Raw genomic sequence first — 25004 nt, forward strand, 5'->3', positions numbered from 1 at the left:
TCAGTGCTGGCGCCAGCGATCCGGCGCGACCTCCCACGGGTCGCGGCCGATGAGCTCCGCGGCGGCGCGGAACACCGCGCCCTCGATCGCGATCTGCCGGTGCCACTCGTCGTCGATGTGCACGCGCGGCAGCCGCTGGAGCGGCAGCCGGTAGACCGTGATCGTGCGGCGCGACGGATCGACCGCCCACTCCGGCACCTCGTCGACGCGCTCGGCGAGCGCGCCCGGCGGCATGTCGGCCCACTGGAAGCGCACATCGCCGAGCTCTGCGGGCCACAGCGCCTGCACGTAGTCGGCGGCATCGGCGGCGATGTCCTCGAAGCGCGTCTCGCGCGACGACAGGAACGGCAGCACCGGCCCGGCGAGCGACGATCGCGCCTCACGGCCGTGGCGGGATCCGCGAGAATGCTGGCGCGCGGGCATGCCGCCATCCTACGTCGCCGAGAGGCGGCACTACGCTGAGGCGGATGGACGAACGGATGTGCTCGAGGCCCGGCTGCCGCCGGTACGCCGACCGCACCGTCACCGTCGACTACGGCGCGCAGCTGCTCGTCGTCGGCCCGCTCCAGCCCGCGAGCCGGCGGGGCGCGATCGAGGGCAGCTACGACCTGTGCGAGCCCCACGCCGAGCGCGCGACCGGCCCCGCCGGGTGGCAGGTCGCCCGGCACGAGCCGGGCCGCGCGGCCTGGTAGCCCGCGCAACCACGAACGAAGGAGAACCATGACGCTGTCCGAGATCGTCAAGGCGTACGACGTGCGCGGCCTCGTCGACGGCCAGCTGACCGAGGAGGTCGTCCGTGCCCTCGGCGCCGCCTTCGCCGACGAGGTCGGCACCGACGCGCCCATCGCGATCGGCCACGACATGCGCCCCTCCTCCCCGGCGCTCGCCGCGGCCGCCGCCGAGGGCGCGATGGCGCGCGGCGCTGACGTCGTCTCCCTCGGGCTCTGCTCGACCGACGGCTCCTACTTCGCCTCCGGCAGCCTCGACGCGCCCGCGATGATGTTCACGGCATCCCACAACCCCGCCGCCTACAACGGCATCAAGTTCTCGCGCGCCGGCGCGCGCGGCGTGAGCCTCGAGACCGGCCTCGCGGCGATCCGCGACGGCGCCCAGCGCTACCTCGAGCACGGCATCCCGGCAGCCGATCGCCGCGGGTCGCGCAGCGAGCGCGACATCCTCGCCGACTACGCCGCCCACCTCCGCTCGCTCGTCGACCTCTCGCGCATCCGGCCGCTCAAGGTCGTGGTGGATGCCGCCAACGGCATGGGCGGGCTCACCGTGCCCGCGGTGCTCGGCGAGGCCGCGGGGCTCGGCGCGCTGCCGATCGAGGTCGTGCCGATGTACTTCGAGCTCGACGGCACCTTCCCGAACCACGAGGCGAACCCGCTCGACCCGAAGAACCTCGTCGACCTGCAGGCGGCGGTCGTCGAGCACGGCGCCGACCTCGGCCTCGCGTTCGACGGCGACGCCGACCGCTGCTTCGTCATCGACGAGCGCGGGGGAGCCGTCTCCCCGTCCGCGGTCGCCGCGATCGTCGCGGAGCGCGAGATCGCGCGCGTGCGGGCGGAGGGCGAGGAGGACGTCGTCGTCATCCACAACCTCATCACGAGCCGCGTCGTGCCCGAGGTGATCGCCGCCGCCGGGGCGACCCCGGTGCGCACGCGCGTCGGTCACTCCCTCATCAAGGACCGGATGGCCGAGACGGGCGCGGTCTTCGGCGGCGAGCACTCCGCGCACTACTACTTCCGCGACTTCTGGGGCGCCGACAACGGCATGCTCGCCGCGATGCACGTGCTCGCGACGCTCGGCGCGCACGACGAGCCGATGTCGGAGCTCGCCGCGCGCTACTCGCCCTACGCCGCCTCGGGCGAGATCAACTCGACCGTCGATGACATGCCGGCCGCATACACGCGCATCGTCGAGGCGTTCGCCGGCCGCGGCGACCTCGACGAGCTCGACGGGCTCACCATCACGGCGCCCGATGGCGCGTGGTGGTTCTCGGTGCGGCCGTCGAACACCGAACCGCTCCTGCGGCTCAACGCCGAGGCCGAGACCGAGGCCGAGATGGTCGCGATCCGCGACGAGGTGCTCGCGCTCATCCGCGCCTGAGGCTGGCTCGGGCCGAGCCGCCCGCCGACGGACAGTACGCTGGAGCCCATGAGCAAGCTCCTCGTGACCGGCGGCGCCGGCTTCATCGGCTCGAACTTCGTGCACCACGTCATCGCCAACAGCGACCACGACGTCGTCGTGCTCGACAAGCTCACCTACGCGGGTGACCGGGCGACGCTCGAGGGGCTGCCCGAGGACCGCGTGCGGTTCGTCGTCGGCGACATCGCCGACACCGAGGTCGTCGACCCGCTCGTCGCCGAGACGGACGCGGTCGTGCACTTCGCGGCCGAGTCGCACAACGACAACTCGCTCTCCGACCCGTCGCCGTTCGTGCACACGAACCTCATCGGCACGTTCACGCTGCTCGAGGCGGCACGCAAGCACGGCACGCGCTTCCACCACATCTCGACCGACGAGGTCTACGGCGACCTCGAGCTCGACGACCCCGCGAAGTTCACGCCCGAGACGCCCTACAACCCCTCGAGCCCCTACTCGTCGACGAAGGCGGGCTCCGACCTGCTCGTGCGCGCGTGGGTGCGCTCGTTCGGCCTCGAGGCGACGATCTCGAACTGCTCGAACAACTACGGCCCGCGCCAGCACGTCGAGAAGTTCATCCCGCGGCAGATCACCAACGTCATCGACGGCGTGCGGCCGCGCCTCTACGGCGCGGGCGAGAACGTGCGCGACTGGATCCACGCCGACGACCACTCGAGCGCGGTGCTGCGCATCCTCGAGCGCGGCCGCATCGGCGAGACCTACCTCATCGGTGCCGACGGCGAGCGCAACAACCTCGAGGTCGTGCAGGCGATCCTGCGCCTCATGGGCCAGGAGGCGGATGCGTTCGACCACGTGAAGGACCGCGCGGGCCACGACCTGCGGTACGCGATCGACGCGACGAAGCTGCGCGACGAGCTCGGCTGGGAGCCGGCGTACACCGACTTCGAGGCGGGGCTCGCCGCGACGATCGAGTGGTACCGCGAGCACGAGTCGTGGTGGCGCCCGCAGAAGGCCGCCGCCGAGGCGAAGTACGCCGCGGCAGGCCACTGACGATGGCCGACGTCACGACGGGCAAGCAGCTGCGCGTGCGCGAGACGCCGATCCCCGGCTTCCTCGTCATCGACCTGCCGGTGCACGGCGACAACCGCGGCTGGTTCAAGGAGAACTGGCAGCGAGAGAAGATGCTCGCGCTCGGCCTCCCCGACTTCTCGCCGGTGCAGAACAACATCTCGTTCAACGCATCCGTCGGCACGACGCGCGGCATCCACGCCGAGCCGTGGGACAAGTACATCTCGGTCGCGACCGGCCGGGTCTTCGGCGCGTGGGTCGACCTGCGCGAGGGCGAGTCGTTCGGCGCGACCTTCACGATCGCGATCGACCCCTCGATCGCGGTCTTCGTGCCCCGCGGCGTCGGGAACGCCTTCCAGGCGCTCGAGCAGGACACGGCCTACACCTACCTCGTCAACGAGCACTGGTCGGCCGAGGCGCAGGACGAGTACACGTTCCTGAACCTCGCCGACCCGACCGCGGCGATCGAGTGGCCCATCCCGCTCGACCGGGCTGAGCTGAGCGACAAGGACCGCGCGCACCCGATGCTCGACGAGGTCGAGCCGATGCGGCCGCGGCGCACGCTCGTGCTCGGCGCGAACGGGCAGCTCGGCCGGGCGCTGCGGCAGCAGTGGGGCGCCCGCACCGACGTCGACTACGTCGGTCGCGACACCGTCGACCTCGCCGACCCCTCGACGCTCGACGCCGTGCGCTGGTCGCAGTACGACACGGTCGTGAACGCCGCCGCGCACACCGCGGTCGACGGCGCCGAGACCGACGAGGGCCGCCGCGACGCGTGGGCGGCGAACGCGAGCGGTCCCGCCCGCCTCGCCGCGATCGCGGCCGAGCACCGCCTCACGCTCGTGCACGTCTCGAGCGACTACGTCTTCGACGGCACGGCGCCCGAGCACGACGAGGGGGAGCGGCTGGCGCCGCTCGGCGTCTACGGGCAGTCGAAGGCCGCGGGCGACCTCGCCGTCTCGGTCGCCCCGCGCCACTACATCCTCCGCACGTCGTGGGTCGTCGGCGAGGGCAAGAACTTCATCGCCACGATGGCCTCGCTCGCCGAGCGCGGGATCGACCCGTCGGTCGTCGGCGACCAGGTGGGGCGGCTCACGTTCGCCTCCGAGCTCGCGCGCGCGATCGACCACCTGCTCTCGAGCCGCGCGCCGTTCGGCACCTACAACGTCTCGAACGGCGGGGAGCCGGCGTCGTGGGCCGACATCGCCGCGCGCGTGTTCGAGCGCACCGGCCACGACGCATCCCGCGTCACGCCCGTCACGACCGCGGAGTACTACGCGGGCAAGGAGGGCATCGCGCCCCGCCCGCTGCAGAGCACGCTGAGCCTCGCGAGGCTCGAGTCGACCGGCTTCGAGCCGCGCGATCAGCTCGAGATGCTCGACGAGTTCGTGCACTCGCTCTGACGCGCCGCGAGGTGGCCGCGCACCCGGCGCCGCTGCGCTCGGAAGCGCGGCATCTCGAACACGTGGCGCAGCCCGATCCTGCGCAGGCCGCGCTCGAGGCCGAGCGAGACGATGACGACGAGCAGCAGCTCGACGATCGGCAGCAGGAAGGCGAGCCAGGGGTTCGCCGCGATCGTCTCGAGCACGTCCGGGGTGTCGCGCAGGAATCGGTTCGCGGCGATGATGAGCAGCGGGTGCAGCGCGAAGATCGCGAGCGTGTTGCGGCCGACGCGCCGGACGGGCTTCAGCGCGCGCCAGTGCGCGATGCGCGGCAGCAGCATGAGCACCGCGGCGACGCACACCGCGCTCATGACGAGGTGGCTGATCGCCGGCAGCGGCAGCTCGCGCCGGAGCGCGACGAGGGCGATCGCGAGAGCCAGCACCGCGATGCCGTGCCGCCAATCGGTGCGCTCGGTGAGAGTCCGGATCGCCTGTGGCGCGCGCGCGCCGACCACGAACGGCAGGAAGCCGGCGATGATGCTCTTCCACGAGCCCACGTCGACGAGCTCGACGGAGATGGCGGAGAGCGCCGCGGCCCCGACCACGAGCCAGTCGGGCAGCCGCTGGGTGGCCTTCGCGAGGAGGAAGAAGGCGGCGAGCGCCCAGATGTACCAGAGCACGCCGGTCGGCTGCCACAGCTCCGAGACGAAGTAGCCCCACGCGTCGTACTCCTCGCCGTCCCAGACCGCGAAGCCGAGGAGGGTCAAGGCGGTGATCGCGAGCCAGACGACGTAGAGGTAGGCGCGGGGCGCGATGCGGCCGGAGATCCCCGCGCGCCAGGAGCGCTGCAGCATCCGCGCCGAGAGGTAGCCGGAGACGACGAAGAACAGCGGCATCCGCAACGGCGTCGTCCAGTCGACGATCGGCTTGTGCCACGTCGTCGCGGCGGTGCCGTGCAGCAGGGGCACGAGCTGCAGGTACATGAGGTGCATCGCCACGACGAGCAGCACCGTCGCGCCGCGCGCGAGGTCGGGCCACAGCGCTCGAGCGGCGATCGGGGCCGTCGCGTGATGGGCCGCCGACGCTCCGGTGGCGAGGCTCGGCGGACTGGGCATGGAGGATCGAGTCTACCGTCCCGCCCGCGTGGGAGGATGGTCCCCATGACCGACACCGCATCCCGCACCCTCGAGCACGGCACGATCGAGCACCGGGTGCGCGACCTCGGACTCGCCGAGGCCGGCCGCCACCAGATCCGCCTCGCCGAGCACGAGATGCCCGGGCTCATGGAGCTGCGCCGCCGCTACGCCGACGCCCAGCCGCTCGCCGGCCAGCGCATCGCCGGCAGCCTCCACATGACGGTGCAGACGGCGGTGCTCATCGAGACGCTCGTCGCGCTCGGCGCCGGGGTGCGCTGGGCGAGCTGCAACATCTTCTCGACCCAGGACGAGGCCGCTGCGGCCATCGTCGTCGGCTCGGGCACCCCCGAGGCGCCCGCGGGCGTGCCGGTGTTCGCCTGGAAGGGCGAGACGCTCGAGGAGTACTGGGACTGCGCGAACCGCATCTTCGACTTCGAGGAGGGGCCGACGCTCATCCTCGACGACGGCGGCGACGCCACGATGCTCGTGCACCGGGGTCGGGATGCCGAGGTCGCCGGGGCCGCGCCCGTCACGCCCGAGGGCGCCTCGGACGAGCTGCGCGTCTTCGGCGCGCTCATCGCCCGCACGCTCGCTGAGGACCCGCAGCGCTGGAGGCGCATCGCGGGGCAGCTGCAGGGCGTGACCGAGGAGACCACGACCGGCGTGCACCGCCTCGAGCAGCTCTTCGTCGAGGGCCGGCTCCTCTTCCCGGCGATCAACGTGAACGACTCGGTGACGAAGTCGAAGTTCGACAACCGGTACGGCATCCGGCACTCGCTGCCCGACGGCCTCAACCGCGCGACCGACGTGCTCATCGGCGGCAAGACCGCGTTCGTGGTCGGGTACGGCGACGTCGGCAAGGGCGCCGCCGAGGCGCTGCGGGGTCAGGGGGCGCGCGTCATCGTGAGCGAGATCGACCCGATCTGCGCGCTGCAGGCGGCGATGGACGGCTTCCGCGTCGCGCGCGTTGAGGACGCGCTCTCCGAGGCCGACATCTGGGTCACGACGACCGGCAACGAGCACGTCATCACGCTCGAGCACCTGCAGGGCATGAAGCACCTCGCGATCGTCGCGAACGTCGGGCACTTCGACAACGAGATCGACATCGCCTCACTCGAGCGCTCCGGTGCCGAGCGCATCGAGATCAAGCCGCAGGTGCACGAGTGGCGCATGCCGTCGGGCCGCTCGATCCTCGTGCTCTCCGAGGGGCGCCTCATGAACCTCGGCAACGCGACCGGCCACCCGTCGTTCGTGATGTCGAACTCGTTCTCGAACCAGGTGCTCGCGCAGATCGAGCTCGCGACGAAGTCGTACGAGCTCGGCGTGCACCGGCTGCCGAAGGTGCTCGACGAGGAGGTCGCGAGGCTCCACCTCGAGGCGCTCGGCGCGAAGCTCACGACCCTCCGCCCCGAGCAGGCCGCCTACATCGGCGTCCCGGTCGAGGGGCCGTTCAAGCCCGAGCACTACCGCTACTGAGCCTCCGCGCTTCGCCGAGGCGGCCGTCGAACTTCCCCGAACCGGGGGCTTCCCGCGCGGGAGGCCCCGGTTCGCGGAAGCTCGCCGTTCAGACCATCGCGTCGCTGAGCACCCGCAGCAGCTCGGCGAGCCGCGCCTGGTCGTCGGCGGGGATCCCGCGCAGCAGGCGGCGCTCGGCGTCGAGCAGGGCGTCGAGGGCGACGTCGACCCGGTCGATGCCCTCCTCGGTGAGCGTCACGAGCCGCACGCGCCGGTCGCTCGCGCTCTCGACGCGCTCGACGAGACCGGATGCGACCAGGTTGTCGATGCGGTTCGTCATCGTGCCGCTCGTCACCATCGTCTGCGCGATGAGGTCCTTGGGGCTCAGCGGGCCGTCGGCGCGGCGGAGCGCCGCGAGCACGTCCCACTCCCACGGCTCGAGGCCCGCGAGCTGGAACGCCTCTGCGCGGATGCGCGCGAGCTGGCGGGAGATGCGCGTCATGCGGCTCAGCACGTCGAGCGGGGTGACGTCAGCGTCGGGCCGCACGCGCATCCACTGCTCGATGATGCGATCGACGTCATCGCCGCGGAGCTCGGTCATGGCGTCAGTCTCGCACGCCGCTCACCACGGGTAGGGCGGCGCGGCGAGCACCGTGACCATCACTGCGATCGCGATGAGCACGGCGAGCACGAGCGTCGCGCCAGGGCGCCGAGCGTGGAGCGGCAGCTCCGCAGGGAGCTCACCGCTGCGCCGGAGGATCGACAGCGGAGCGAAGGGCACGCCGAGCGCCGCACGGAAGGCGTCGACGTCGGCGGAGGCGAGCCCCTCGGTGCTCGCGCTCGCGAGCACGCGGTTGTGGCGGTCGACGAGCCACCAGCGCTCGTGCGCGCGAGTGATGGGGACGCCGCGCGACGAGGCGCCGCCCGCGTGCTGCACGGCGACGCCGGCGATGTCGGCGATCGGGACAGCGCGCGACGCGCGAGTGCCGAAGCGGAACGCCGCGTCGAGACCGGACGGATCGAGCGCCCACGCCGAACGCGCCACGCGGTGCTCGACGAGGACGAAGGCGGCGATCGCGACGAGGCCGAGCAGCGTCCAGCCGATGCTGTAGAGCGCGAGGAGCGTGAACACCGCGATGCCGAGGAAGGTGAGCGCGCGTCCCCCGACGGATGCGTAGCGGCGGCCGACGCGCGCCTCGGCGCGCAGGCGAGGGGCGTGGGTCACTGGACCACGGTGCCATGAGTGGGGGTGGGCTGCGCTCTCGCTCGCGGCGACGCGGGGCGGCGGTTCGCCGTGCGCTCCGCCCTCGCTCGCTGACGCTCGCGACTGGTGGCGTCGCAGACGACCCACCGGGTCGTCTGCTCCGCCACCAGGATTCGAACCTGGACAAACGGCTCCAAAGGCCGCTGTGCTGCCGTTACACCATGGCGGAAGGCAGGATCCAGGGTACTGGCGGCCGGTAGCCTGAGCGGACGACCACCGCCAACGATGGGAGACCGCTGTGCCGTCGATCGCCGTCATCGTGCTCGCCGCAGGCGCCGGCACGCGCATGAAGAGCCGCACGCCGAAGCCGCTGCACCCGCTCGCGGGCAAGCCGCTGATCGCCCACGTGCTGAGCGCTGCGGGCGAGCTGCACCCCGACCGCATCGTCGCCGTCGTGCGCCACGAGCGCGACCGGATGGCGGAGGCGGTGCTCGAGTTCGCGCCGCACGTCGTCATCGCCGACCAGGACGAGGTGCCCGGCACGGGCCGTGCCGTCGAGCAGGGCCTCGACGCGCTCGCCGACTTCGACGGGCACGTCGTCGTGCTCTCGGGCGATGTGCCGCTCATCGACGCCGACACGCTCCGCGCCCTCATCGAGCGGCACGAGCGCGAGGGCAACCAGCTGACCCTGCTCTCGGCCCACTTGCGCGACCCGAGCGGACTCGGCCGCATCGTCCGCGACGAGGCGGGCGCCTTCGTCCGCATCGTCGAGCAGAAGGACGCGAGCGACGCCGAGCGCGCCATCGACGAGGTGAACGGCGGCATCTACGTCTTCGACGCGACCGCGCTCCGCCAGGCGCTCCGCACGATCGACCGCGCGAACGCGCAGGGCGAGATGTACCTCACCGACGCGGCCGTGCGCATCCAGGCGACCGGTGGCCGCATCCAGGCGGTGCCAGCGCCGGACGAGTGGGCGATCTGGGGCATCAACGACCGCGTGCAGCTCGCCGCCGCCGCGCACGTGCTCAACGACCGCATCATCCGCCGCTGGCAGCGGGGCGGCGTCACGATCGTCGACCCCGCCTCGACCTGGATCGACGTCGACGTCACGCTCGCCGAGGACGTCACGATCCTCCCCGGCACGCAGCTGCACGGCGCGACCGCGATCGCCGCGGGCGCGACGATCGGCCCCGACACGACGCTCGTCGACACCGAGGTGGGGGAGGACGCGGTCGTGAAGCGCACGGACGCGACCCTCTCGGTCATCGGCGCGCGCGCATCCATCGGCCCGTGGGCCTACCTCCGCCCGAACTCGGTCGTCGGCGAGGACGGCAAGATCGGCACCTTCGTCGAGACGAAGAACACGCAGCTCGGCGCGGGCAGCAAGGTGCCGCACCTCTCGTACATCGGCGACGCGACGATCGGCGAGGGCTCGAACATCGGCGCGGGCACGATCACCGCGAACTACGACGGGGTCGAGAAGCACCGCACGACGGTCGGTTCGCACGTGCGCACGGGGAGCGACAACGTCTTCGTCGCCCCGGTGACGATCGGTGACGGCGCCTACACTGGAGCAGGCACGATCGTCCGCAAGGATGTCGAGCCGGGCGCGCTGGCGATCTCGGTCGCACCGCAGCGCACCATGTCGGGCTGGGTCGAGTCGAACAGGCCGGGCACGAAGGCAGCCGACGCGGCAGCAGCGGCGGGCACGCAAGCACCGAACGCCTAGGAGGCACCCGAGTGGGATCGATCGTCGCGAAGAACCGCAAGCACCTCGTGCTCGCGACCGGCAGGTCGCACCCCGAGCTCGCGCGGGCGGTGGCTGCGGAGATCGGCACCGACCTCATGGAGGTCGACAGCCGCACCTTCGCGAACGGCGAGATCTACGCCCGCTACACGGGCTCGGTGCGCGGCTCCGACGCGTTCATCCTGCAGTCGTACGGCCGCCCCGTGAACGAGTGGCTCATGGAGCAGCTCATCATGGTGGATGCGCTCAAGCGCGCGAGCGCGAAGCGCATCACCGTGGTCATGCCGTACTACCCCTACTCGCGTCAGGACAAGAAGGGCCGAGGCCGCGAGCCCATCTCGGCGCGCCTCATCGCCGACCTCTTCAAGACCGCCGGCGCCGACCGCATCATGTCGATCGACATCCACGCCTCGCAGATCCAGGGCTTCTTCGACGGGCCCTTCGACCACCTGTTCGCGATGCCCGTGCTGCTCAAGCACTTCCAGGACACGATGCCGGCCGACAACCTCACGGTCGTCTCGCCCGACATGGGCCGCGTGCGCGTCGCCGACGTGTGGAGCGACAAGCTCGGCGCGCCGCTCGCGATCATCCACAAGCGCCGCGACCCGCTCGTGCCCAACCAGGTCTCGGTGCACGAGATCGTCGGCACGGTCGAGGGCCGCACGTGCCTGCTCGTCGACGACATGATCGACACTGGCCGCACGATCGTGAAGGCGGCGGAGGCCCTCAAGGCCAACGGGGCGACGAACGTCGTCGTCGCGGCGACGCACGCGATCTTCTCGGAGCCGGCCCCGCACATCCTGAACTCCGACTTCATCGACGAGGTCGTCGTCACCGACACGCTGCCGCTGCGCGACGACCAGCGCTTCGACAAGCTCCGCGTGCTGTCGATCGCGCCGCTGCTCGCGCGCGCGATCACCGAGGTCTTCGAGGACGGCTCGGTGACGAGCCTGTTCGACGGCGCCGCCTGACGGTCGGGCCACGGGCTGAGGGGCCGCTCAGGCAGCCTCGGTAGAGTCCTGACCACGGAGGTCCTGATGGCGACATGGCTCGGTCCCGCGCTCAAGTTCATCGGCGGGAACGCGGTGCGATACGGCCCGCTCGCGCTCGCGTGGCTGCAGCAGAACCCCGACGTCGCCGACCGCATCCAGGAGCAGGTCAGCAAGCTCCGACGATCGGATGCTCAGAGCCCCGAGGCGATGCGGAAGACGCTCGAGTCGATGCGCGAGCAGGTCGAGTACTTGCGCGACAGCGCCGACGACGGTCCCGAGCGCGTCCGCGCCAAGACGTGGGCCGCGTCGCTCACCCGGCTCGAGCACGCGGTGAAGATGCTGAGCGCGGGCGCCTCGAAGGCCGACCTCAAGCGGCTGCGCGCGAGCATCGACCAGCTTCGCGGCGAGATCCTCGACGCCTTCCTCGCCGAGCAGATCGAGGACGCCGGCGGGCCCGCACCGCTCGAGCGCGGGCACGGCTGACCGCCGGAGCGCCGTCGGCGACGGAGCCCGCGGCGTAGGCTGGCGGGATGCAGCTGGGCAAGTCGATCGCGCTCGACTGCGCCTACTTCGACACCGACCGGTGCCACTCCTGCACGCTGCTGCCGACGCCCTACGAGCGGCAGCTCGCCGAGAAGCAGGCGGCGGTCGCGGCGTCGCTCCCGGAGACGGCATGGGATGCGCCGCACGCCAGCGCCGTCGGCGGGTTCCGGAACAAGGCCAAGATGGCGGTCGCCGGCACCGTCGAGGAACCCACGATCGGCATCCTCGCGACCGACGGCTCGGGCATCGACCTGCAGGCGTGCCCGCTGCACGAGGAGCCGATCGTCGCGGCGATGCCCGTGCTCGAGCGGCTCGTGCGCGAGGCTCGGCTCACGCCCTACGACGTGCCGAGCCGGCGCGGCGAGCTCAAGCTGCTCATCGTCACCGCTTCGCCCGACGGCGAGCTGGCCGTGCGGCTCGTCCTGCGATCGACGGAGTCGCTCCCGCGCCTCCGCAAGCACCTCGACGTGCTCGACGCGCTGCCGATCGCATCGCTCTCGGTCAACCTGCAGCCCGAGCACAAGGCGGTGCTCGAGGGCGAGGAGGAGCTGCTGCTCGCGGGCGAGGGCGTGCTGCCGATGCGCGTGAACGGCATCGGGCTCCGGCTGCGGCCGCGCAGCTTCTTCCAGACGAACACCGCCGTCGCGGCTGCGCTCTATCGCGAGGCGACCGCCTGGATCGACGAGGCGGATCCCGCGAGCCTGCTCGACCTGTACTGCGGCGTGGGCGGCTTCGCGCTCCACGCCGCCCGCCCCGGCCGCCGGGTCTCGGGTGTCGAGGTGACGGCCGAGGCGATCGACGCGGCGCGCGAGAGCGCCGCCGAGCTCGGGGCGGATGCGTCGTTCACGGTCGGCGACGCGACCGCGGTCGACCTCGAGGGCGCCCGGGCGCCCGAGCTCATCGTGGTGAACCCGCCGCGCAGGGGCATCGGGCATCTCGCCGCGCGACTGGACGCATCCGCCGTCGACCGCGTGCTCTACTCGAGCTGCAACCCGGCTTCGCTCGCGCGCGACCTCGCGGCGATGCCCGGCTTCCGCCCCGTGCGCGGGCGCGTCTTCGACATGTTCCCGCACACGGGGCACGCCGAGGTGCTCGTCGAGCTCGCGCGCCGCTGAACCGACTGCCGCCGGGCCCGCTCAGCCTCGCGCGTCGACGGCGAGCCGGGCGAGCTTGGCACGCACGCCCTCCTCGTACGGCGCCCCCGCCACGGCGTAGCGCGCTGCCGCCCGCTGCCAGTGCCGCTCGGCCTCGAGCGGCTCGCCCGCAGCGAGCGCGGCATCGCCCAGGTCCTCCTCGCAGCCAGCGACCGTCACGACGTCCCCGAGCGGCTCGCTCGAGCGCAGCGCCTCCGTCAGGACGCTCCGTGCGTCGTCGATGCGGCCGAGGCCGAGACGAGCGGCGCCGAGGGTGCGCAGCAGCTCGACCTCGACCTGGCGCATCCCGGCGGCCCTGGCGGCCTCGAGCCCGTCGGTCGCGAGCGCGGCCGCCTCGTCGAAGCGGCCGAGCGCGCACACGGCGGCCGCGAGGTTCGAGGTCGCGGCGAGCACGCCGGGCACGAAGCCGAGCGCGCGCATCGCCTCGAGCGCCCGCTGCGCCTCGGTCTCGGCCGCGGCGTCGTCGCCGAGGTCGTGGAGCAGCTTCGCGAGGTTCACACCGCCGCGCGCCGCACCGGCGACATCGCCGCACGCGGCGCTGATGGCGATCGACCGCTCGAGCGCGGCCCGCGCCTCGGCGAAGGCGCCGGTGCGCAGGTGGAGGAGCGCGGCGGTGTTGCGGAGCCGACCCTCGCGCCACATGTCGCCCGCGCGTGCGGCCGCGACCATCCCGGCCTCGAGCGCTCGCCGTCCCGCCTCGATCGCGCCCTGCTCGAGCAGGCACAGCGCGAGGGCGTTCGAGGCGAGCGCCGCCTCCTCGTGCCATGCCTGCGTCTCGCGGTCCAGCTGCGAGAGCACCTCGGTGGCCTCGGCGACCCGGCCCGCGGTCGTGAGGACGACCCCGAGGTCGACGAGGGCGCGCAGCTCGCCGGTGGGGTCGCCGCGCTCTCGGGCGACGCGCAGCGCCTCTCGGTGCAGGGCCTCCGCGTCGTCGGTGCGCCCGGCCCGCAGCAGCACGTCGTCGAGGGCCTCTGCGATGTGGCCGATCGCCGCGGGCGCGCCCTGCGCCGGCGCGTCGAGCGCGGCGTGCAGCAGCAGGTCGGTGGAATCCGCGAGCCAGCGCTCGGCGCCATCGCGGTCGAGCTCGACGTGTGCGACCGCCGTGCGCGGTGATCGACCCGCCCCGAGTCGCGCTTCGCTGATCGTGCGATGGGCTGACCACGTGAGGTCGATGAGCCGCTGCCGCAAGCGCTCGGCCGCCGCGCGCCGCACGGAGGCGGGGTCGGCCTCCAGGCCGCGATCGGCGGCGTGCACGCGCACGAGCTCGTGCATCGTCACGCGCCCGCGCTCGCTCCAGCCGACGAGCCCGTGGCGCTCAAGCTCGGCGAGCGCGACATCGACGTCGCTCGGCGGCAGCCCGGCGAGCGCCGCGACGCTGTCGCGATCGAGCAGCCCGACCGGGTGCGCGGCGATGGCGCGCAGCAGTCGGCGAGCCGCGTCGGGCAGCGACTCGTAGGTCAGGTCGAGCGAGCGCGCGACCGCCGAGTCGAGCCGGAGCGCGGCGCGGCGGGCGCGGGCGAGCTCGAGGTGCTCGGCGACCGCCCAGTCGGGGCGGGAGGCGATGCGGGCCGCGGTGATGCTCACCGCGAGGGGCTGGTGCTCGGTGAGCTGCAGCAGCGCGGTGATCGACGGCCGGTCCTCGTCGATCACCGCGGGGCCGGCGACCGCGTCGAGCAGCGCGAGCGACTCGGCGGGAGTGAACAGCGGCAGCTCGGTGACGCGGAAGCGCGTCGTCGAGGGGCGCGAGCGGCTCGTGACGATCGCTGCCGCGCCCGCGGGGTCGGGGAGGATGGCGTTGACCTGCTCCGCCGACTCGGCATCGTCGAGCAGCAGCAGCGTCGCCTGCGCGCGCAGGAGGGAGGGCAGCAGTCGACGAGCCGCCGCCGTCGGGAGCGAGCGGCTCGACTCGCCGAGCAGCCGCAGCGCGGCGCGCACGACGGCGTCGGGATCCGCGGGCGGTCCGGCGGGGCTGTGCCCGCGCAGATCCGCGACGATGACGCGAGCGATGCTCCCCGCCGCGAGCGCGTCGTGCGACGCGCGCAGCGCGAGCGTCGACTTGCCAGCGCCCGGCATCGCGTGGATCCAGTGGCTGGACGGCTGCTCCCGCAGCGTCGCGAGCTCGCGCGCGCGCCCGATGAACAGCGGCACGGGCGTCGCCGGCGCATCCGTCACCTGGACGATGCCGGCGGACGCAGCCCGCAGCTGCATCGCGCCCATCGCGCTCGACCAAGCCTGGACCGTCGCGGGATCGCTCGCGAGCGCGCGCACGATCGCGACGACGAGCTCGGTGTCGAACCGCTTGCGGCCCTCGCGGAAGCAGTCGTACACGGTCGCGCGCGACACGATCGCCGGACCCGCGCCGCGGCGGCCCCGGCGCAGCGTGCTGACGCGACGAGCGATCTCCGCGAACGAGGGGTCGCCGGCCTCCGCGCGGAGCGCGCGCAGACGATCGGGGACGTCGTCGACGCGCAGCGGCGGACTCGTCATGGCGCTCCTCGTCGGCGGGGTGTCGATGCGCTCGATTCTGCCCCAGGTCGCAGGCGCGGCTGGGCGCCCGGGCCGTCCCGCGTCCGGGGTTGTTGGGGATCCGAGCGGGCGCGCTCCCGTCGAGCCACTGTGGGACCGGACGGCGCGGCGCGTCGCGTCGACGCCGGGACTCGAGCACGGGAGGCCGCGGATGGGCGAGACGACGAAGGACGAGGCACGCGGTCCGCGAGGCCGGGGTCGCGCGCGGCGGACGCTCGCATGGGTCGCCGGCGCCGCGGCCGTCGCGGTCGCGACGGGAGCGGGCGTCGCGGTGCCGATGGCGGTCCACGCGCAGCGCGTGCAGCAGTACGGCGCGCTCGCGGAGCAGCGGGATGCGCTCGAGGCAGAACGCGCGGCCGCGCAGCGCGCGCTCGACGCGGCCGTCGCGCTCGAGGCGGGGCAGCGGGAGGAGGCGACCGCGCTCGCCGCAGGCGCGATCGAGCTCGCGCACGCGGGTGAGGCCATCCTCGGCGCCGAGCACGTCGAGGCGCTCACCGCCGGCGGCGGCGAGGCCACGGCGGCACTCCGATCCGAGCACGCGGACGCGTCGGCTCCGGCGCGGGCTGCGGGCGCCGCGAACCCCGAGGAGCGCGAGGCGCTGCGGGGCGACCTCACAGCTGCGGTCGAAGCCCTGCGCGAAGCCGATGCCCAGGCGCTCGCCGAGGCCGAGGCCTCGGGGGAACCGGCGCCCGAGCTGCTCGCGCCTGCATCGCTCCTCGCACTCGACGTCGCGACCGCCGAGCGCATCCTCGCGGTCCCGCTCGAGCCCGCGCGAACGCGCACGGTCGCCGACGACGACGTGACCGATGAGGTGATCGACGCGATCGGTGCTGAGATCGAGGCGACCGCCGCAGCGCTCGAGCAGCTGCGCGCGTCGCTGCGCGCCGAGGAGCAGCGCATGGATGGCATCGCCGACGCCGTCGCGCCGGCGGTGGACGCCCTGCGCGCGACCGCCGACGCCGCGGTCGAGCAGGCGGCGGTCGTGGGGGAGCAGACCGCGAAGGCGCCCGAGCAGACCGCGGTCATGCACGCGGCGGCGGCGAGCGCGCACGAGCTCGGCGCTGACGCTGCGCCCTCGGTGCTGCTCGAGCGCCTGCGCGGCTACGCCGAGGTCGCGGAAGCGGCGCAGGCCGCGCATGCCGAGGCCGTCGCCGCGGAGGCGGCGGAAGCCGAGCGGCGCGCCGCGGCCGCTGCCGCAGCCGCTGCGAGCCGCCCGGCGGCGTCGACCAGCCGGGGTGGCGGCGGCTCGAACCAGCCGCGGCTCTGCGCGCGCTACCGCCCGAGCTGGGGCGGCGGCGGGAGTCTCGTGCTCGTCTCCTGCTGATCCGCTGAGCCGCTGAGCCGCTGAGCCGCTGAGTCGCCGAGTCGCCGAGCCGAGGCGAGCCGAACCGCGCCGCCCCGAGTCCGTGCCGCGCGCCGCGGCCGCGCGGCACGGGCCGTTCACCCGGCCGTTCACCCGGCCGGTCTAGCCTCGACGCCGTGACGACCCTCGAGCGCCGCATCGGCGTCCCCGGCGCGATCGCTATCGGGCTCGGGTCGATGATCGGCGCCGGCCTCTTCTTCGTCTGGGTGCCCGCGTCGCAGCTCGCGGGCAGCTGGCTGTGGGTCGCGCTGCTGCTCGCGGGGGCGGTCGCGACGCTCAACGCGATGTCGACCGCGCAGCTCGCGATGCGGCACCCCGTGTCGGGCGGCGCCTACGCCTACGGCCGCGCCGAGGTCTCGCCCGCGGTCGGCTTCGCCGCCGGCTGGATGTTCCTCACCGGCAAGACCGCCTCCGCGGGCGCGATCGCGCTCATCGCCGCCCGGCACGTGTGGCCGGAGCAGGCGCCGTGGCTCGCGGCCGGCCTGATCGCCGCGCTCGCGCTCGTCAACATGGCCGGCATCCGCTCGACCGTGCGCGTCACGACGGCGATCGTCACGATCGTGCTCGCGCTCGTGACGGCGGCGCTCGTGTGGTCCGCGCTCGGCCTGCCGACCGCATCCGCCGCGGGCCTCGAGACCGTCGCGCCCGTCGCCGCCAGCCGGGTCGAGGGTGCGCCGGAGGGACCGTTCGGCGTGCTGACCGCGGCGGGTGTGCTCTTCTTCGCGTTTGCGGGCTACGCGCGCATGGCGACGCTCGGCGAGGAGGTGCGCGACCCCCAGCGCACCCTGCCGCGCGCGATCGGCGCGGGCCTCGCGATCGTGCTCGTGCTCTACGGCCTCGTCGCGTGGGCGACGACGGCGAGGCTCGCGGATGCGCTGCCCACCGCGGCCGCGCCGGTGGCCGACCTCGTCGGCGCGGGATGGCTGCACGTCGCCCTGCTCGGCGCGGCGACGCTCGCGAGCCTCGGGAGCCTCACGGGCATCCTCGCGGGGCTCTCGCGCACGGGGCTCGCGATGGCGCGCAACCGCGACCTGCCCGGCCCGCTGTCGTACGTCTGGCCCGCCACGAGCGCGCCGGTCGTCGCCGAGGCGGTCACCGCCGCGGCTGCGATCACCGGGGTGCTGCTGCTGCCGCCCGGGCAGCTCGTGGCCTTCTCGTCGACGTGCGTGCTGACGTACTACGCGGTCGCGCACGTGAGCGCGATCCGCGGCCGGACGGCGGATGCGACGGAGCGGCGGGTGCGCTGGTGGCTGCCGCGCTGGGTGCCGGCCGCCGGCCTCGCGCTGTGCGCCCTGCTCGTCGTCACCCTGCCGTGGCCGGGTGTCGTCGCGGCCGCCGCGTGGCTCGCGCTCGGCCTCGCGGCCCGCGCCCTCGTCCCCCGCCGCTGACCGCCTCGCCGCCCCGCCGAATCCGCAGAGTTCCGGAACTCTGCTGTTCCGAGGGCCGCGAACCGCAGAGTGCCGGAACTCTGCTGCTCCGGTGCATCAGGCGGTGCGGTCGCGGAGGACGGCGGCGAGATCGCTCAGCCAGACGTCCGGAGTCGGCACGAAGTCGCGGTTTGTAGCCCGGACCACATGCAGCCCGATCCGCTCGAAGTCGCGGTACTTCTGGATATCGCGGTCCCACTGCTCCTTCGAGCGATGCCCCTTGCCCTCGTACTCCTCGACGACGCGAGCATCCCGATGCAGAAGGTCGGCCCTGCCGAGCAGCCGGCCGGTCTCGGGGTCGTGGACGCTCGCCTGCACCTCGGGCTCCGGCATCCCCGCGTCGACGATGAAGAGCCGCATATCGCTCTCGCGCGGGGACTCGACGCCGAGGCGGACTCGCGGCAGCGCCGCACGCAGCCGAGCTGCCCCAGGGCGGCCGGCCCAGCGATCGACGACTGCCCGCAGTTCCTCGATCGTCGCGAGCGGGCCCGGCGCGCGCCGATCCGGGTAGTGCTCCGCGTCGGAGACGATCGCATCGCCGAGCACGACGAGCTCGTGCTCGGTGCAGGTCGGCGCGAGGAGCGCCCAGGCGAGCGCGGGTGCGACGACCCGCACGCCCTCGAGCTCCCAGGTGTCGAGCGCGGAGTCGGAGACGCGACGTACGCGGATGCCGGGTCGGTCGGGCGTGCCGCGTCCTTTCGGCGCGACGACGTCGACGCCGAGCGAGTCCCGCAGGCGCCACGGCACCGGCAGCCCGAGCACGGCGAGCGCCATGACACCTCCGATGCTCTGCCACGGCTGCAGCAGCGGGGCGAAGGCGGCGGCTCGCTCGAGCAGCGACTCCGGCTGCGCAATCGAGCGCACCCCGAAGTGCGGTACCGCGAGCCGCGGGCTCCTGAGCCGCGCGGGCGTCATGCCCGCGCGCACCGCGTCTGCCACGAGGAAGCCTCGCGCGTCGAGGCCGGGCGGCAAGGATCGATCCACGCGCGGATCGTGCCAGCGTCCTGTCCTCGTGCGTCGCCGCTCTCCACAGCCGCGCAGCGCCCGCGCTTGGCCGGAGCGCAGAGTGCCGGCACTCTGCGCCTCAGAGTCTTCGGAAGCGCAGAGTTCCGGCACTCTGCGGCGGGGCGCCGCGTCAGTGCGTGTCGACCGCGGCGATCTCCGTGCGGTCGCCCGACCACTGCGTGTGGAAGGTGCCCTCGCGGTCGACGCGGCGGTAGGTGTGCGCGCCGAAGAAGTCGCGCTGCCCCTGCACGAGCGCGGCGGGGAGCCGCTCCGCGCGCAGGCCGTCGTAGTAGGCGAGGCTCGACGAGAACGCGGGGGAGGGGATGCCGGCCTGCGCGGCCGCGACGACCACGCGTCGCCACGCCTCCTGGGTGCGGGCGATCGCGTCGCGGAAGTAGGGCGCGACGATGAGCGCCGGCAGCGCGGGGTCGGCGGCGTACGCGTCGGTGATGTCGTTCAGGAAGCGCGCGCGGATGATGCAGCCCGCGCGCCAGATGCGGGCGACCTCGCCCTTCCGGATGTCCCAGCCGTACTGCTCGGCGGCCGCGACGATCTCGTCGAAGCCCTGCGAGTAGGCGACGATCTTCGACGCGAACAGGGCCTGGCGCACGTCCTCGATGAACGCATCCGCATCGTCGACCTGCCACGAGCCCGAGGGCCCCGGCAGGTCGCGCGCAGCCGCCCGCTGGTCGAGCCGCGATGAGAGCGAGCGGGCGAAGACCGCCTCGGCGATGCCCGAGACCGGCACGCCGAGGTCGAGCGCCGTCTGCACCGTCCAGGCGCCGGTGCCCTTCGCGCCGGCCGCGTCGAGGATGACGTCGACGAGCGGCTGCCCCGTCGCGGCGTCGACCTGGCGCAGCACCTCCGCGGTGATCTCGATGAGGTACGACTCGAGCTCGCCCCGGTTCCACTCGTCGAAGACGTCGGCGATCTCGGCCGGGCTCTTGCCCGTGCCGCGGCGGATGAGGTCGTAGGCCTCGGCGATGAGCTGCATGTCGGCGTACTCGATGCCGTTGTGCACCATCTTGACGAAGTGGCCCGCGCCGTCGGCGCCGATGTGCGTCACGCACGGCTCGCCGTCGGCGACCGCGGCGATCGAGCGCAGGATCGGGCCGAGCGTCTCGTACGACTCGACCGTGCCGCCCGGCATGAGCGACGGACCGTTGAGGGCGCCCTCCTCGCCGCCCGAGATGCCGCAGCCGACGAAGTGGATGCCCGTCGCGCGCACCGCGAGCTCGCGCCGGATGGTGTCGGTGAACAGCGCGTTGCCGCCGTCGACGATGATGTCGCCCGGCTCGAAGACCCGCACGAGCTCGTCGATGACCGCGTCGGTCGCCCGTCCCGCCTTCACCATCACGATCGCGGTGCGCGGCCGCTGGAGCGAGGCCGCGAGCTCCTCCATCGTCGCCGCCTTCACGAAGCCGGCCTCGGGGTGCGCCGCGATGAGGTCGTCGGTCTTCGACGTCGTGCGGTTGTAGACCGCGACCGTGTTGCCCTCGCGCGAGGCGAGGTTGCGGGCGAGGTTCGAGCCCATCACGGCGAGGCCGACGACGGCGATGTTGGCGGTGGTCACAGCAGGTCCTCCTGGAGGCTCGGGGTATGGCCAGGCTAGCGAGGGGCGGATGCGCGAGGCACGCGAGTCGCGGATCCCGCGCGGGCGAGCGGCTGAGCGAGCGCATCGTCGGCGAGGGCTGGCCAGAGGTGAGGCTGTCGCGCGAATGTCGTCCGGGTCGACGGCGACGGGTATCGGCAGTCGCGGCGAGCGCGCGGGGCGTGCCCGCCGGGCAGCTATGCCCCTGCGGTGCGCAGCTTCAGGAGGTTGTGTGCGGCGCAGATGAGGCGCCATTCGCTCTGGACTGCGTCGATGCCTCGGCGGGTGAATCGTCGGTAGCCGAGGTTGCCCTTGATGTTGCCGAAGACCGGTTCAATCGTGTGCTGGCGCTGGGCGTAGAGGGCGGAGCCGCGTGGCTCGGCGAGCTTCTCGTCCATCACGGCCCTCGCGATCGACGGTTCGACGGCCTCGCCGCGGACGTGGGCGAGCATGGAGTTGATCCGGGTGCCGGAGACCATGAGCTCGCCGGCGGCTTCTCGCTTGTTGATCTCGCCGCGATTCAGGCGCTCGATCACGGGCAGCCATTCAGCCGGCGTCGGTTCCGCAGCGCGCCCAGCTCGAGGTCCGTCCTTGCCGAAGTAGCGCTTGGTCATGTCGCCGACCCACGTGTAGGAGACGCCGAGGATCTCGCCCGCCTTGCGCTGGGAGAGCTCGCCCCGGTTGACCTTCGCCAGCACTGACAGCTTGTGGTCGGCGGGTCGCTCGGCACGGTGATCGGCGGGCTTCTTCGTCGCGATCAGCACCTCGGCGCCGACATCGGCGGTGCCGTTCGCGGCGGTCCAGGAGCCGGCGTCGGCGACGAACGTGCCGACCGGCTCGTCGTGGCCGGCGTCGGCGAGGTTCTCGGTGACCGCGGTCGCCATCGGCACGAAGTGCGGCTGGTCATTGGTGGTGACGGTGACCTCGGCGGCGACCACGATCTGGCCGCCCGCGGTCGCCGCGGTCTGCGCGTTGTAGCCCTGCATCGCGCCGCGCCCGGTGTTCGGGATGATCCGCGAGTGCGGGTCGGTGGTGTTCGCCCGTCGCGGCTTCGCCCGCCGCGCCGTGTCGGGCCGCGGTTTCGGGCCGGTCAGTTGCTTGCCTGAAGCGGCCTCCTTCCGCTCCCGCTCCGCGACCCGCGACTCGTAGTCGCGCGCCTTCTCCCGCTCCAGCTCGTCCAGCGCGGCCCGAATCCGCTCGCGCCGGTCCCGGCCGCCGGACCATGCCGCGGGCAGCTCGTCGCCGCGGCGATCGCCGAACAGGGCGTCCTCGGCCGCGTCGGTCTGCTCCGCCTCGTCGAGGATCTCGGCGGCGAGATCCTCGCGCGAGCGGTTCGCGAAGAACGACGCGTCCGCGGCGATCTTCGTCCCGTCGATCGCGATCATCCCCGCATCGACGATCCCCGCCTTCACGCAGAGCCCGAGCACCTGCCCGAACAGCGCCGCGATCGCCTCCTGGTGCCGCGATCGGAACCGCGCCAGCGTCGCGTGATCCGGCGTCTGGTTCACCGCCAGCACGCGGTAGGCGACGTCCTCGACCAGCTTCCGCTCGATGCGCCGAGAGGAGCGCTCGCCGGTGCAATAGGCGTAGAGCAACACGCCCAGCATCAGCGCCGGATCGTAGACCGCGCCGCCGCGACCATCGGCCCGGTACGACGCGTAGAACGCTGTGAGATCGAGCTCCGCGACCGTGTCCAGCACGAAGAACGCGAGGTGGTCTTCAGGGAGCCACTCCCGCACCGACGGCGGCATCAGGAACAGCTGATCGAGATCCCCAGAGCGCACGTTCACGGCCATGGCCCATTCTCCCGCGACCCCTCCGCAGACCCACGCAGGCACGCCATTCATGCGACAGCCTCAGGTCGGCGACCGCCACCGGCGGCTCCGCGAGGCGCTCGAGATCATCCGGATGCTGTGGTCGGGCGGGGTGCACTCGTACCGCGGGGAGTTCCTGCGGCTCACCGACGCTCGCGTCTACGACCTGCCGGAGGTGCTGCCCGAGATCGTCGTCGCGGCGGGCGGTCCGCAAGCGGCGGAGCTCGCGGCCGAGCTCGGCGACGGCATCTTCTCGACGGATCCGGATGCGTCGCTCGTCGAGGCGTGGACGGCCGCGGGCGGCGACGGTCCCCGCTACGCCGAGGCGCCGACCGCGTTCGCACCCGACCCGCGCACGGGCGCCGAGTCGGCGCACCGCGCGTTCCGCTTCGGCACGCTCGGCTGGAAGGTGCTCGCCGAGCTCCCCGATCCCGCCGCGTTCGACGCGGCGACCGCCGCGATCGACGTCGACGCCATGGAGGAGGCCTTCGCGTGCGGGCCCGACGTCGAGCGGCACCTCGAGGTGATCGAGCCCTACCGCGAGGCGGGCTTCGACCACATCGCGCTCATGGACGGCGGGCCGGACCCCGACGCCTTCCTCGCGTTCTTCGCCGACGAGCTCGGGCCACGGCTGCGAGCCTGACGCGCCTCAGCGCTCGGCGATCACCCGTCGCGTCACCGAGATGTCGCGCTCGCCGTGCCCGCGCTCGACGATCTCGTCGAAGAAGGCGCGGAGCGCCGGCAGCAGCGCGGGGTTCGTGCCGGTCGCCTCGGCGACGTCGGCGGCGAAGCCGAGGTCCTTGACGAGGTAGCGCGCGATCCCTGACGGCGAGTCGTCGCCGCGCACGAGCCGGTCGCGACGGCTCTCGAGCAGGTTCGAGCCGGCGTAGCCACCGCCGAGCAGCTCCCACAGCGCGTCGAGGTCGAGGCCGGAGCGCTCGGCCAGCACCGTCGCCTCGCCGAGGGCGCTGATCGTCGCGGCGACGACGAGCTGGTTGCACGCCTTCGCCACCTCGCCGGCGCCGAGCGGCCCGAGATGGACGGCCCGCCCGCATGGCGCGAGCATCGCTGTGGCGCGCGCGGCGTCTGCGGGCTCGCCGCCGAGCATGATCGAGAGCGAGCCGGCCTCCGCGCCGTCGACGCCGCCCGAGACGGGAGCGTCCACGACCCGGACCCTGCCGCCCGTTGCCGCCGCGAGCCGGGCGGCGAGCTCGCGCACGCCCGTGGGCGACGAGGTGGAACCGACGAGCACGAGCAGCTCGCGGTCGTCGCCGAGCCCCGCGAGCAGGCCGTCGGGGCCCGCGAGCGCCGCGTCGAGCTCGGGCAGGTCCGGCAGCATCGACAGCACCGTCGCCGCCCGCTCCGCGAGCTCGCGCGGGCTCGCTGCCCACGCGGCGCCCGCCTCGACGAGCGCGGGGCGCGGCGACCGGCTCGAGACCACGGTGCTGCGGCCCGCGGCCAGCAGTCGTCGCACCATGGGCTCGCCCATCGCGCCGATGCCGATGACGCCGAGGGTCTCGTCCCGCGGCGAGGGGGTCGCAGCCGTCTCCATGGCTCGAGGCTACGGGCGAGCGACCGCGCTGACCAGCATGGCGAACGATGTCCAGTCCTGTGGCAGGGCCGTAGGGTGGCGGCGACGACTCGACCGCGAAGGAGCGGAAGCCATGCCCCAGCCCGACGTCCCGACCGAGCGCGATCGCGATCCGGCGCCCGCGGTCTCGCGCGCCCTCCGCATCCTGACCGCCCTCGCCGACGCCGACGGCGCGCCGATGACGCTGAGCGACATCGCTCGCGCGCTCGGCCTCGCGAAGTCGTCGACCGCGAACCTGTGCGCCGCGCTCGAGGACGGCGGCATGCTCGAGCGGGAGGCGGGCGGCTACCGGCTCGGGCGCCGCACCGCCGAGCTCGGCGGCGCGTTCGCACAGCAGTTCAACCAGGTGCGCGAGTTCTACCGCGTCGTGGCGGCCTCGCCCGTGCTGCACCGCGAGGTCGTGCAGATCGCGATGCTCGACGGCACCGACGCGCTCTACCTCGCGCGCCACGAGGGCCGCTCGCCCTACCGGCTCGGCACGCCGCTCGGCTCGAAGCTGCCCGCGGCGCTCAGCGCCACCGGCGTCGCGCTCCTCGCCGAGCTCGACGATGACGCAGTGCGCGCACTGCTCGCGCCGACGGAGCCGTTCCCACGCTTGACGCCCGGCAGCATCACGACCGTCGATGAGCTGCTGCCGCAGCTGGGCGAGGTGCGCGAGCGCGGCTACGCCGTCGACCGCGGCGGCTCGTTCGGGGGCATCACGGGCGTCGCCGTCGCGCTCGAGCCGTGGGCGCCCGCCGACCCGCCGCTCGCGATGGGGGCCGCGCTGCCCGCGGAGCTCGCCGATGACGAGCGGATCGACGCGGTCGGCGAGGGCCTGCTCGCGGCGGTCGCGGTGCTCACCAACCCGCTCCGGGGTCCCGGGGCCTGACCGAGCCTCGTCGCTGTTCAAGCAGTTGA

The 25004-nt window shown here is 73.5% G+C and carries 22 protein-coding genes and 1 tRNA gene; 13 read left to right on the top strand and 10 right to left on the bottom strand.

All coding sequences use genetic code 11. The features are described 5' to 3' along the window. Nucleotides 1-423 carry a hypothetical protein gene (locus tag JSQ78_RS12395; RefSeq protein ID WP_211447982.1) on the bottom strand — a complete coding sequence of 141 codons (423 nt, stop codon included), beginning with the start codon at nucleotides 421-423 and terminating at the stop codon, nucleotides 1-3. Between the two features lie 44 nt (nucleotides 424-467). Here JSQ78_RS12395 and JSQ78_RS12400 point away from each other — a divergent pair, with 44 nt between their 5' ends. From JSQ78_RS12400 to JSQ78_RS12415, 4 genes are read left to right on the top strand one after another with little or no spacing between them, the layout of a single operon-like run. Further along, nucleotides 468-692 carry a DUF3499 family protein gene (locus tag JSQ78_RS12400; RefSeq protein ID WP_021064928.1) on the top strand — a complete coding sequence of 75 codons (225 nt, stop codon included), beginning with the start codon at nucleotides 468-470 and terminating at the stop codon, nucleotides 690-692. A 28-nt stretch (nucleotides 693-720) separates the two neighbouring features. Further along, entirely contained in the window at nucleotides 721-2109 is a 1389-nt protein-coding gene (locus tag JSQ78_RS12405; RefSeq protein ID WP_211447984.1) for a phosphomannomutase/phosphoglucomutase, read from the top strand. Nucleotides 2110-2157: 48 nt separating this feature from the next. After that, complete coding sequence (gene rfbB / locus JSQ78_RS12410) at nucleotides 2158-3156, top strand: dTDP-glucose 4,6-dehydratase (RefSeq protein WP_211447985.1); 999 nt, start codon at nucleotides 2158-2160, stop codon at nucleotides 3154-3156. A 2-nt stretch (nucleotides 3157-3158) separates the two neighbouring features. Then, nucleotides 3159-4577, top strand: a complete 1419-nt coding sequence (locus tag JSQ78_RS12415; RefSeq protein WP_211447987.1) for a sugar nucleotide-binding protein — start codon at nucleotides 3159-3161, stop codon at nucleotides 4575-4577. Here JSQ78_RS12415 and JSQ78_RS12420 read toward each other — a convergent pair. Next, on the bottom strand, nucleotides 4538-5671 hold the full coding sequence (locus JSQ78_RS12420; RefSeq protein WP_211447989.1) for an acyltransferase family protein: 1134 nt from the start codon (nucleotides 5669-5671) through the stop codon (nucleotides 4538-4540). The genes JSQ78_RS12415 and JSQ78_RS12420 overlap by 40 nt on opposite strands. Nucleotides 5672-5716: 45 nt before the next feature. Here JSQ78_RS12420 and ahcY point away from each other — a divergent pair, with 45 nt between their 5' ends. Continuing rightward, nucleotides 5717-7168, top strand: a complete 1452-nt coding sequence (ahcY, locus tag JSQ78_RS12425; RefSeq protein WP_211447991.1) for an adenosylhomocysteinase — start codon at nucleotides 5717-5719, stop codon at nucleotides 7166-7168. A gap of 88 nt (nucleotides 7169-7256) precedes the next feature. On the opposite strand, the gene JSQ78_RS12430 is transcribed toward ahcY, so the two are convergent. The 3 genes from JSQ78_RS12430 to JSQ78_RS12440 all read right to left on the bottom strand — a co-directional run bounded on the left by JSQ78_RS12430 (nucleotide 7257) and on the right by JSQ78_RS12440 (nucleotide 8580). Continuing rightward, nucleotides 7257-7748: a MarR family winged helix-turn-helix transcriptional regulator gene (locus JSQ78_RS12430; RefSeq protein ID WP_211447992.1), complete on the bottom strand. Its 492-nt coding sequence runs from the start codon at nucleotides 7746-7748 to the stop codon at nucleotides 7257-7259. A gap of 21 nt (nucleotides 7749-7769) precedes the next feature. Further along, nucleotides 7770-8372, bottom strand: coding sequence for a hypothetical protein (locus JSQ78_RS12435; RefSeq protein WP_211447994.1), 603 nt, complete (start codon nucleotides 8370-8372; stop codon nucleotides 7770-7772). A gap of 137 nt (nucleotides 8373-8509) precedes the next feature. Beyond that, nucleotides 8510-8580, bottom strand: a tRNA-Gln gene (locus tag JSQ78_RS12440). Between the two features lie 117 nt (nucleotides 8581-8697). On the opposite strand from JSQ78_RS12440, the gene glmU reads away from it, so the two are divergent. From glmU to JSQ78_RS12460, 4 genes are all read left to right on the top strand, one after another. Further along, entirely contained in the window at nucleotides 8698-10080 is a 1383-nt protein-coding gene (gene glmU / locus JSQ78_RS12445) for a bifunctional UDP-N-acetylglucosamine diphosphorylase/glucosamine-1-phosphate N-acetyltransferase GlmU (protein WP_211450641.1), read from the top strand. An 11-nt stretch (nucleotides 10081-10091) separates the two neighbouring features. Next, on the top strand, nucleotides 10092-11069 hold the full coding sequence (locus JSQ78_RS12450) for a ribose-phosphate diphosphokinase (protein ID WP_211447996.1): 978 nt from the start codon (nucleotides 10092-10094) through the stop codon (nucleotides 11067-11069). A 66-nt stretch (nucleotides 11070-11135) separates the two neighbouring features. Further along, nucleotides 11136-11573: a hypothetical protein gene (locus tag JSQ78_RS12455; protein WP_211447997.1), complete on the top strand. Its 438-nt coding sequence runs from the start codon at nucleotides 11136-11138 to the stop codon at nucleotides 11571-11573. A gap of 47 nt (nucleotides 11574-11620) precedes the next feature. Next, complete coding sequence (locus JSQ78_RS12460) at nucleotides 11621-12748, top strand: methyltransferase domain-containing protein (protein WP_211447999.1); 1128 nt, start codon at nucleotides 11621-11623, stop codon at nucleotides 12746-12748. A gap of 21 nt (nucleotides 12749-12769) precedes the next feature. Here JSQ78_RS12460 and JSQ78_RS12465 read toward each other — a convergent pair whose 3' ends face one another. After that, complete coding sequence (locus JSQ78_RS12465; RefSeq protein WP_211448001.1) at nucleotides 12770-15274, bottom strand: tetratricopeptide repeat protein; 2505 nt, start codon at nucleotides 15272-15274, stop codon at nucleotides 12770-12772. Nucleotides 15275-15464: 190 nt separating this feature from the next. On the opposite strand from JSQ78_RS12465, the gene JSQ78_RS12470 reads away from it, so the two are divergent. Both JSQ78_RS12470 and JSQ78_RS12475 read left to right on the top strand, forming a co-directional pair. After that, entirely contained in the window at nucleotides 15465-16637 is a 1173-nt protein-coding gene (locus tag JSQ78_RS12470; RefSeq protein ID WP_211448003.1) for a hypothetical protein, read from the top strand. Nucleotides 16638-16792: 155 nt separating this feature from the next. Continuing rightward, nucleotides 16793-18064, top strand: coding sequence for an APC family permease (locus JSQ78_RS12475; RefSeq protein ID WP_211448005.1), 1272 nt, complete (start codon nucleotides 16793-16795; stop codon nucleotides 18062-18064). 96 nt (nucleotides 18065-18160) lie between these two features. Here the strand turns inward: JSQ78_RS12475 and JSQ78_RS12480 are convergent, their stop codons facing one another. The 3 genes from JSQ78_RS12480 to JSQ78_RS12490 form a co-directional block, all read right to left on the bottom strand. Further along, nucleotides 18161-19087 (bottom strand): putative endonuclease domain-containing protein, encoded by a 927-nt coding sequence (locus tag JSQ78_RS12480; RefSeq protein ID WP_211448007.1) that lies wholly within the window; start codon nucleotides 19085-19087, stop codon nucleotides 18161-18163. 151 nt (nucleotides 19088-19238) lie between these two features. Continuing rightward, nucleotides 19239-20642, bottom strand: a complete 1404-nt coding sequence (gene gnd / locus JSQ78_RS12485; protein ID WP_249296070.1) for an NADP-dependent phosphogluconate dehydrogenase — start codon at nucleotides 20640-20642, stop codon at nucleotides 19239-19241. Between the two features lie 254 nt (nucleotides 20643-20896). After that, entirely contained in the window at nucleotides 20897-22495 is a 1599-nt protein-coding gene (locus JSQ78_RS12490) for a transposase (RefSeq protein WP_211448008.1), read from the bottom strand. A gap of 49 nt (nucleotides 22496-22544) precedes the next feature. Here JSQ78_RS12490 and JSQ78_RS12495 point away from each other — a divergent pair, with 49 nt between their 5' ends. After that, nucleotides 22545-23156: a TIGR03557 family F420-dependent LLM class oxidoreductase gene (locus tag JSQ78_RS12495; protein WP_211448010.1), complete on the top strand. Its 612-nt coding sequence runs from the start codon at nucleotides 22545-22547 to the stop codon at nucleotides 23154-23156. A 6-nt stretch (nucleotides 23157-23162) separates the two neighbouring features. On the opposite strand, the gene JSQ78_RS12500 is transcribed toward JSQ78_RS12495, so the two are convergent. Then, the gene (locus JSQ78_RS12500; protein ID WP_211448012.1) at nucleotides 23163-24065 is read right to left on the bottom strand and encodes an NAD(P)-dependent oxidoreductase; all 903 of its coding nucleotides are present in this window, start codon (nucleotides 24063-24065) and stop codon (nucleotides 23163-23165) included. Nucleotides 24066-24177: 112 nt separating this feature from the next. Between JSQ78_RS12500 and JSQ78_RS12505 the strand changes: the two genes are divergently transcribed. Further along, on the top strand, nucleotides 24178-24975 hold the full coding sequence (locus tag JSQ78_RS12505; RefSeq protein ID WP_211448013.1) for an IclR family transcriptional regulator: 798 nt from the start codon (nucleotides 24178-24180) through the stop codon (nucleotides 24973-24975). Nucleotides 24976-25004 lie beyond the last annotated feature (29 nt).

Origin of the sequence: Agrococcus sp. Marseille-Q4369, from assembly GCF_018308945.1 — a bacterium.
Taxonomy (GTDB): domain Bacteria; phylum Actinomycetota; class Actinomycetes; order Actinomycetales; family Microbacteriaceae; genus Agrococcus.

Excerpts from the sequence above, each read along its gene's own strand:
- JSQ78_RS12395 (WP_211447982.1), bottom strand. The coding sequence starts at position 423 with ATGCCCGCGCGCCAGCATTCTCGCGGATCCCGCCACGGCCGTGAGGCG.
- JSQ78_RS12400 (WP_021064928.1), top strand. The coding sequence starts at position 468 with ATGGACGAACGGATGTGCTCGAGGCCCGGCTGCCGCCGGTACGCCGAC.
- JSQ78_RS12405 (WP_211447984.1), top strand. The coding sequence starts at position 721 with ATGACGCTGTCCGAGATCGTCAAGGCGTACGACGTGCGCGGCCTCGTC.
- rfbB (WP_211447985.1), top strand. The coding sequence starts at position 2,158 with ATGAGCAAGCTCCTCGTGACCGGCGGCGCCGGCTTCATCGGCTCGAAC.
- JSQ78_RS12415 (WP_211447987.1), top strand. The coding sequence starts at position 3,159 with ATGGCCGACGTCACGACGGGCAAGCAGCTGCGCGTGCGCGAGACGCCG.
- JSQ78_RS12420 (WP_211447989.1), bottom strand. The coding sequence starts at position 5,671 with ATGCCCAGTCCGCCGAGCCTCGCCACCGGAGCGTCGGCGGCCCATCAC.
- ahcY (WP_211447991.1), top strand. The coding sequence starts at position 5,717 with ATGACCGACACCGCATCCCGCACCCTCGAGCACGGCACGATCGAGCAC.
- JSQ78_RS12430 (WP_211447992.1), bottom strand. The coding sequence starts at position 7,748 with ATGACCGAGCTCCGCGGCGATGACGTCGATCGCATCATCGAGCAGTGG.
- glmU (WP_211450641.1), top strand. The coding sequence starts at position 8,698 with ATGAAGAGCCGCACGCCGAAGCCGCTGCACCCGCTCGCGGGCAAGCCG.
- JSQ78_RS12455 (WP_211447997.1), top strand. The coding sequence starts at position 11,136 with ATGGCGACATGGCTCGGTCCCGCGCTCAAGTTCATCGGCGGGAACGCG.
- JSQ78_RS12460 (WP_211447999.1), top strand. The coding sequence starts at position 11,621 with ATGCAGCTGGGCAAGTCGATCGCGCTCGACTGCGCCTACTTCGACACC.
- JSQ78_RS12465 (WP_211448001.1), bottom strand. The coding sequence starts at position 15,274 with ATGACGAGTCCGCCGCTGCGCGTCGACGACGTCCCCGATCGTCTGCGC.
- JSQ78_RS12470 (WP_211448003.1), top strand. The coding sequence starts at position 15,465 with ATGGGCGAGACGACGAAGGACGAGGCACGCGGTCCGCGAGGCCGGGGT.
- gnd (WP_249296070.1), bottom strand. The coding sequence starts at position 20,642 with ATGGGCTCGAACCTCGCCCGCAACCTCGCCTCGCGCGAGGGCAACACG.
- JSQ78_RS12490 (WP_211448008.1), bottom strand. The coding sequence starts at position 22,495 with ATGGCCGTGAACGTGCGCTCTGGGGATCTCGATCAGCTGTTCCTGATG.
- JSQ78_RS12495 (WP_211448010.1), top strand. The coding sequence starts at position 22,545 with ATGCGACAGCCTCAGGTCGGCGACCGCCACCGGCGGCTCCGCGAGGCG.
- JSQ78_RS12500 (WP_211448012.1), bottom strand. The coding sequence starts at position 24,065 with ATGGAGACGGCTGCGACCCCCTCGCCGCGGGACGAGACCCTCGGCGTC.
- JSQ78_RS12505 (WP_211448013.1), top strand. The coding sequence starts at position 24,178 with ATGCCCCAGCCCGACGTCCCGACCGAGCGCGATCGCGATCCGGCGCCC.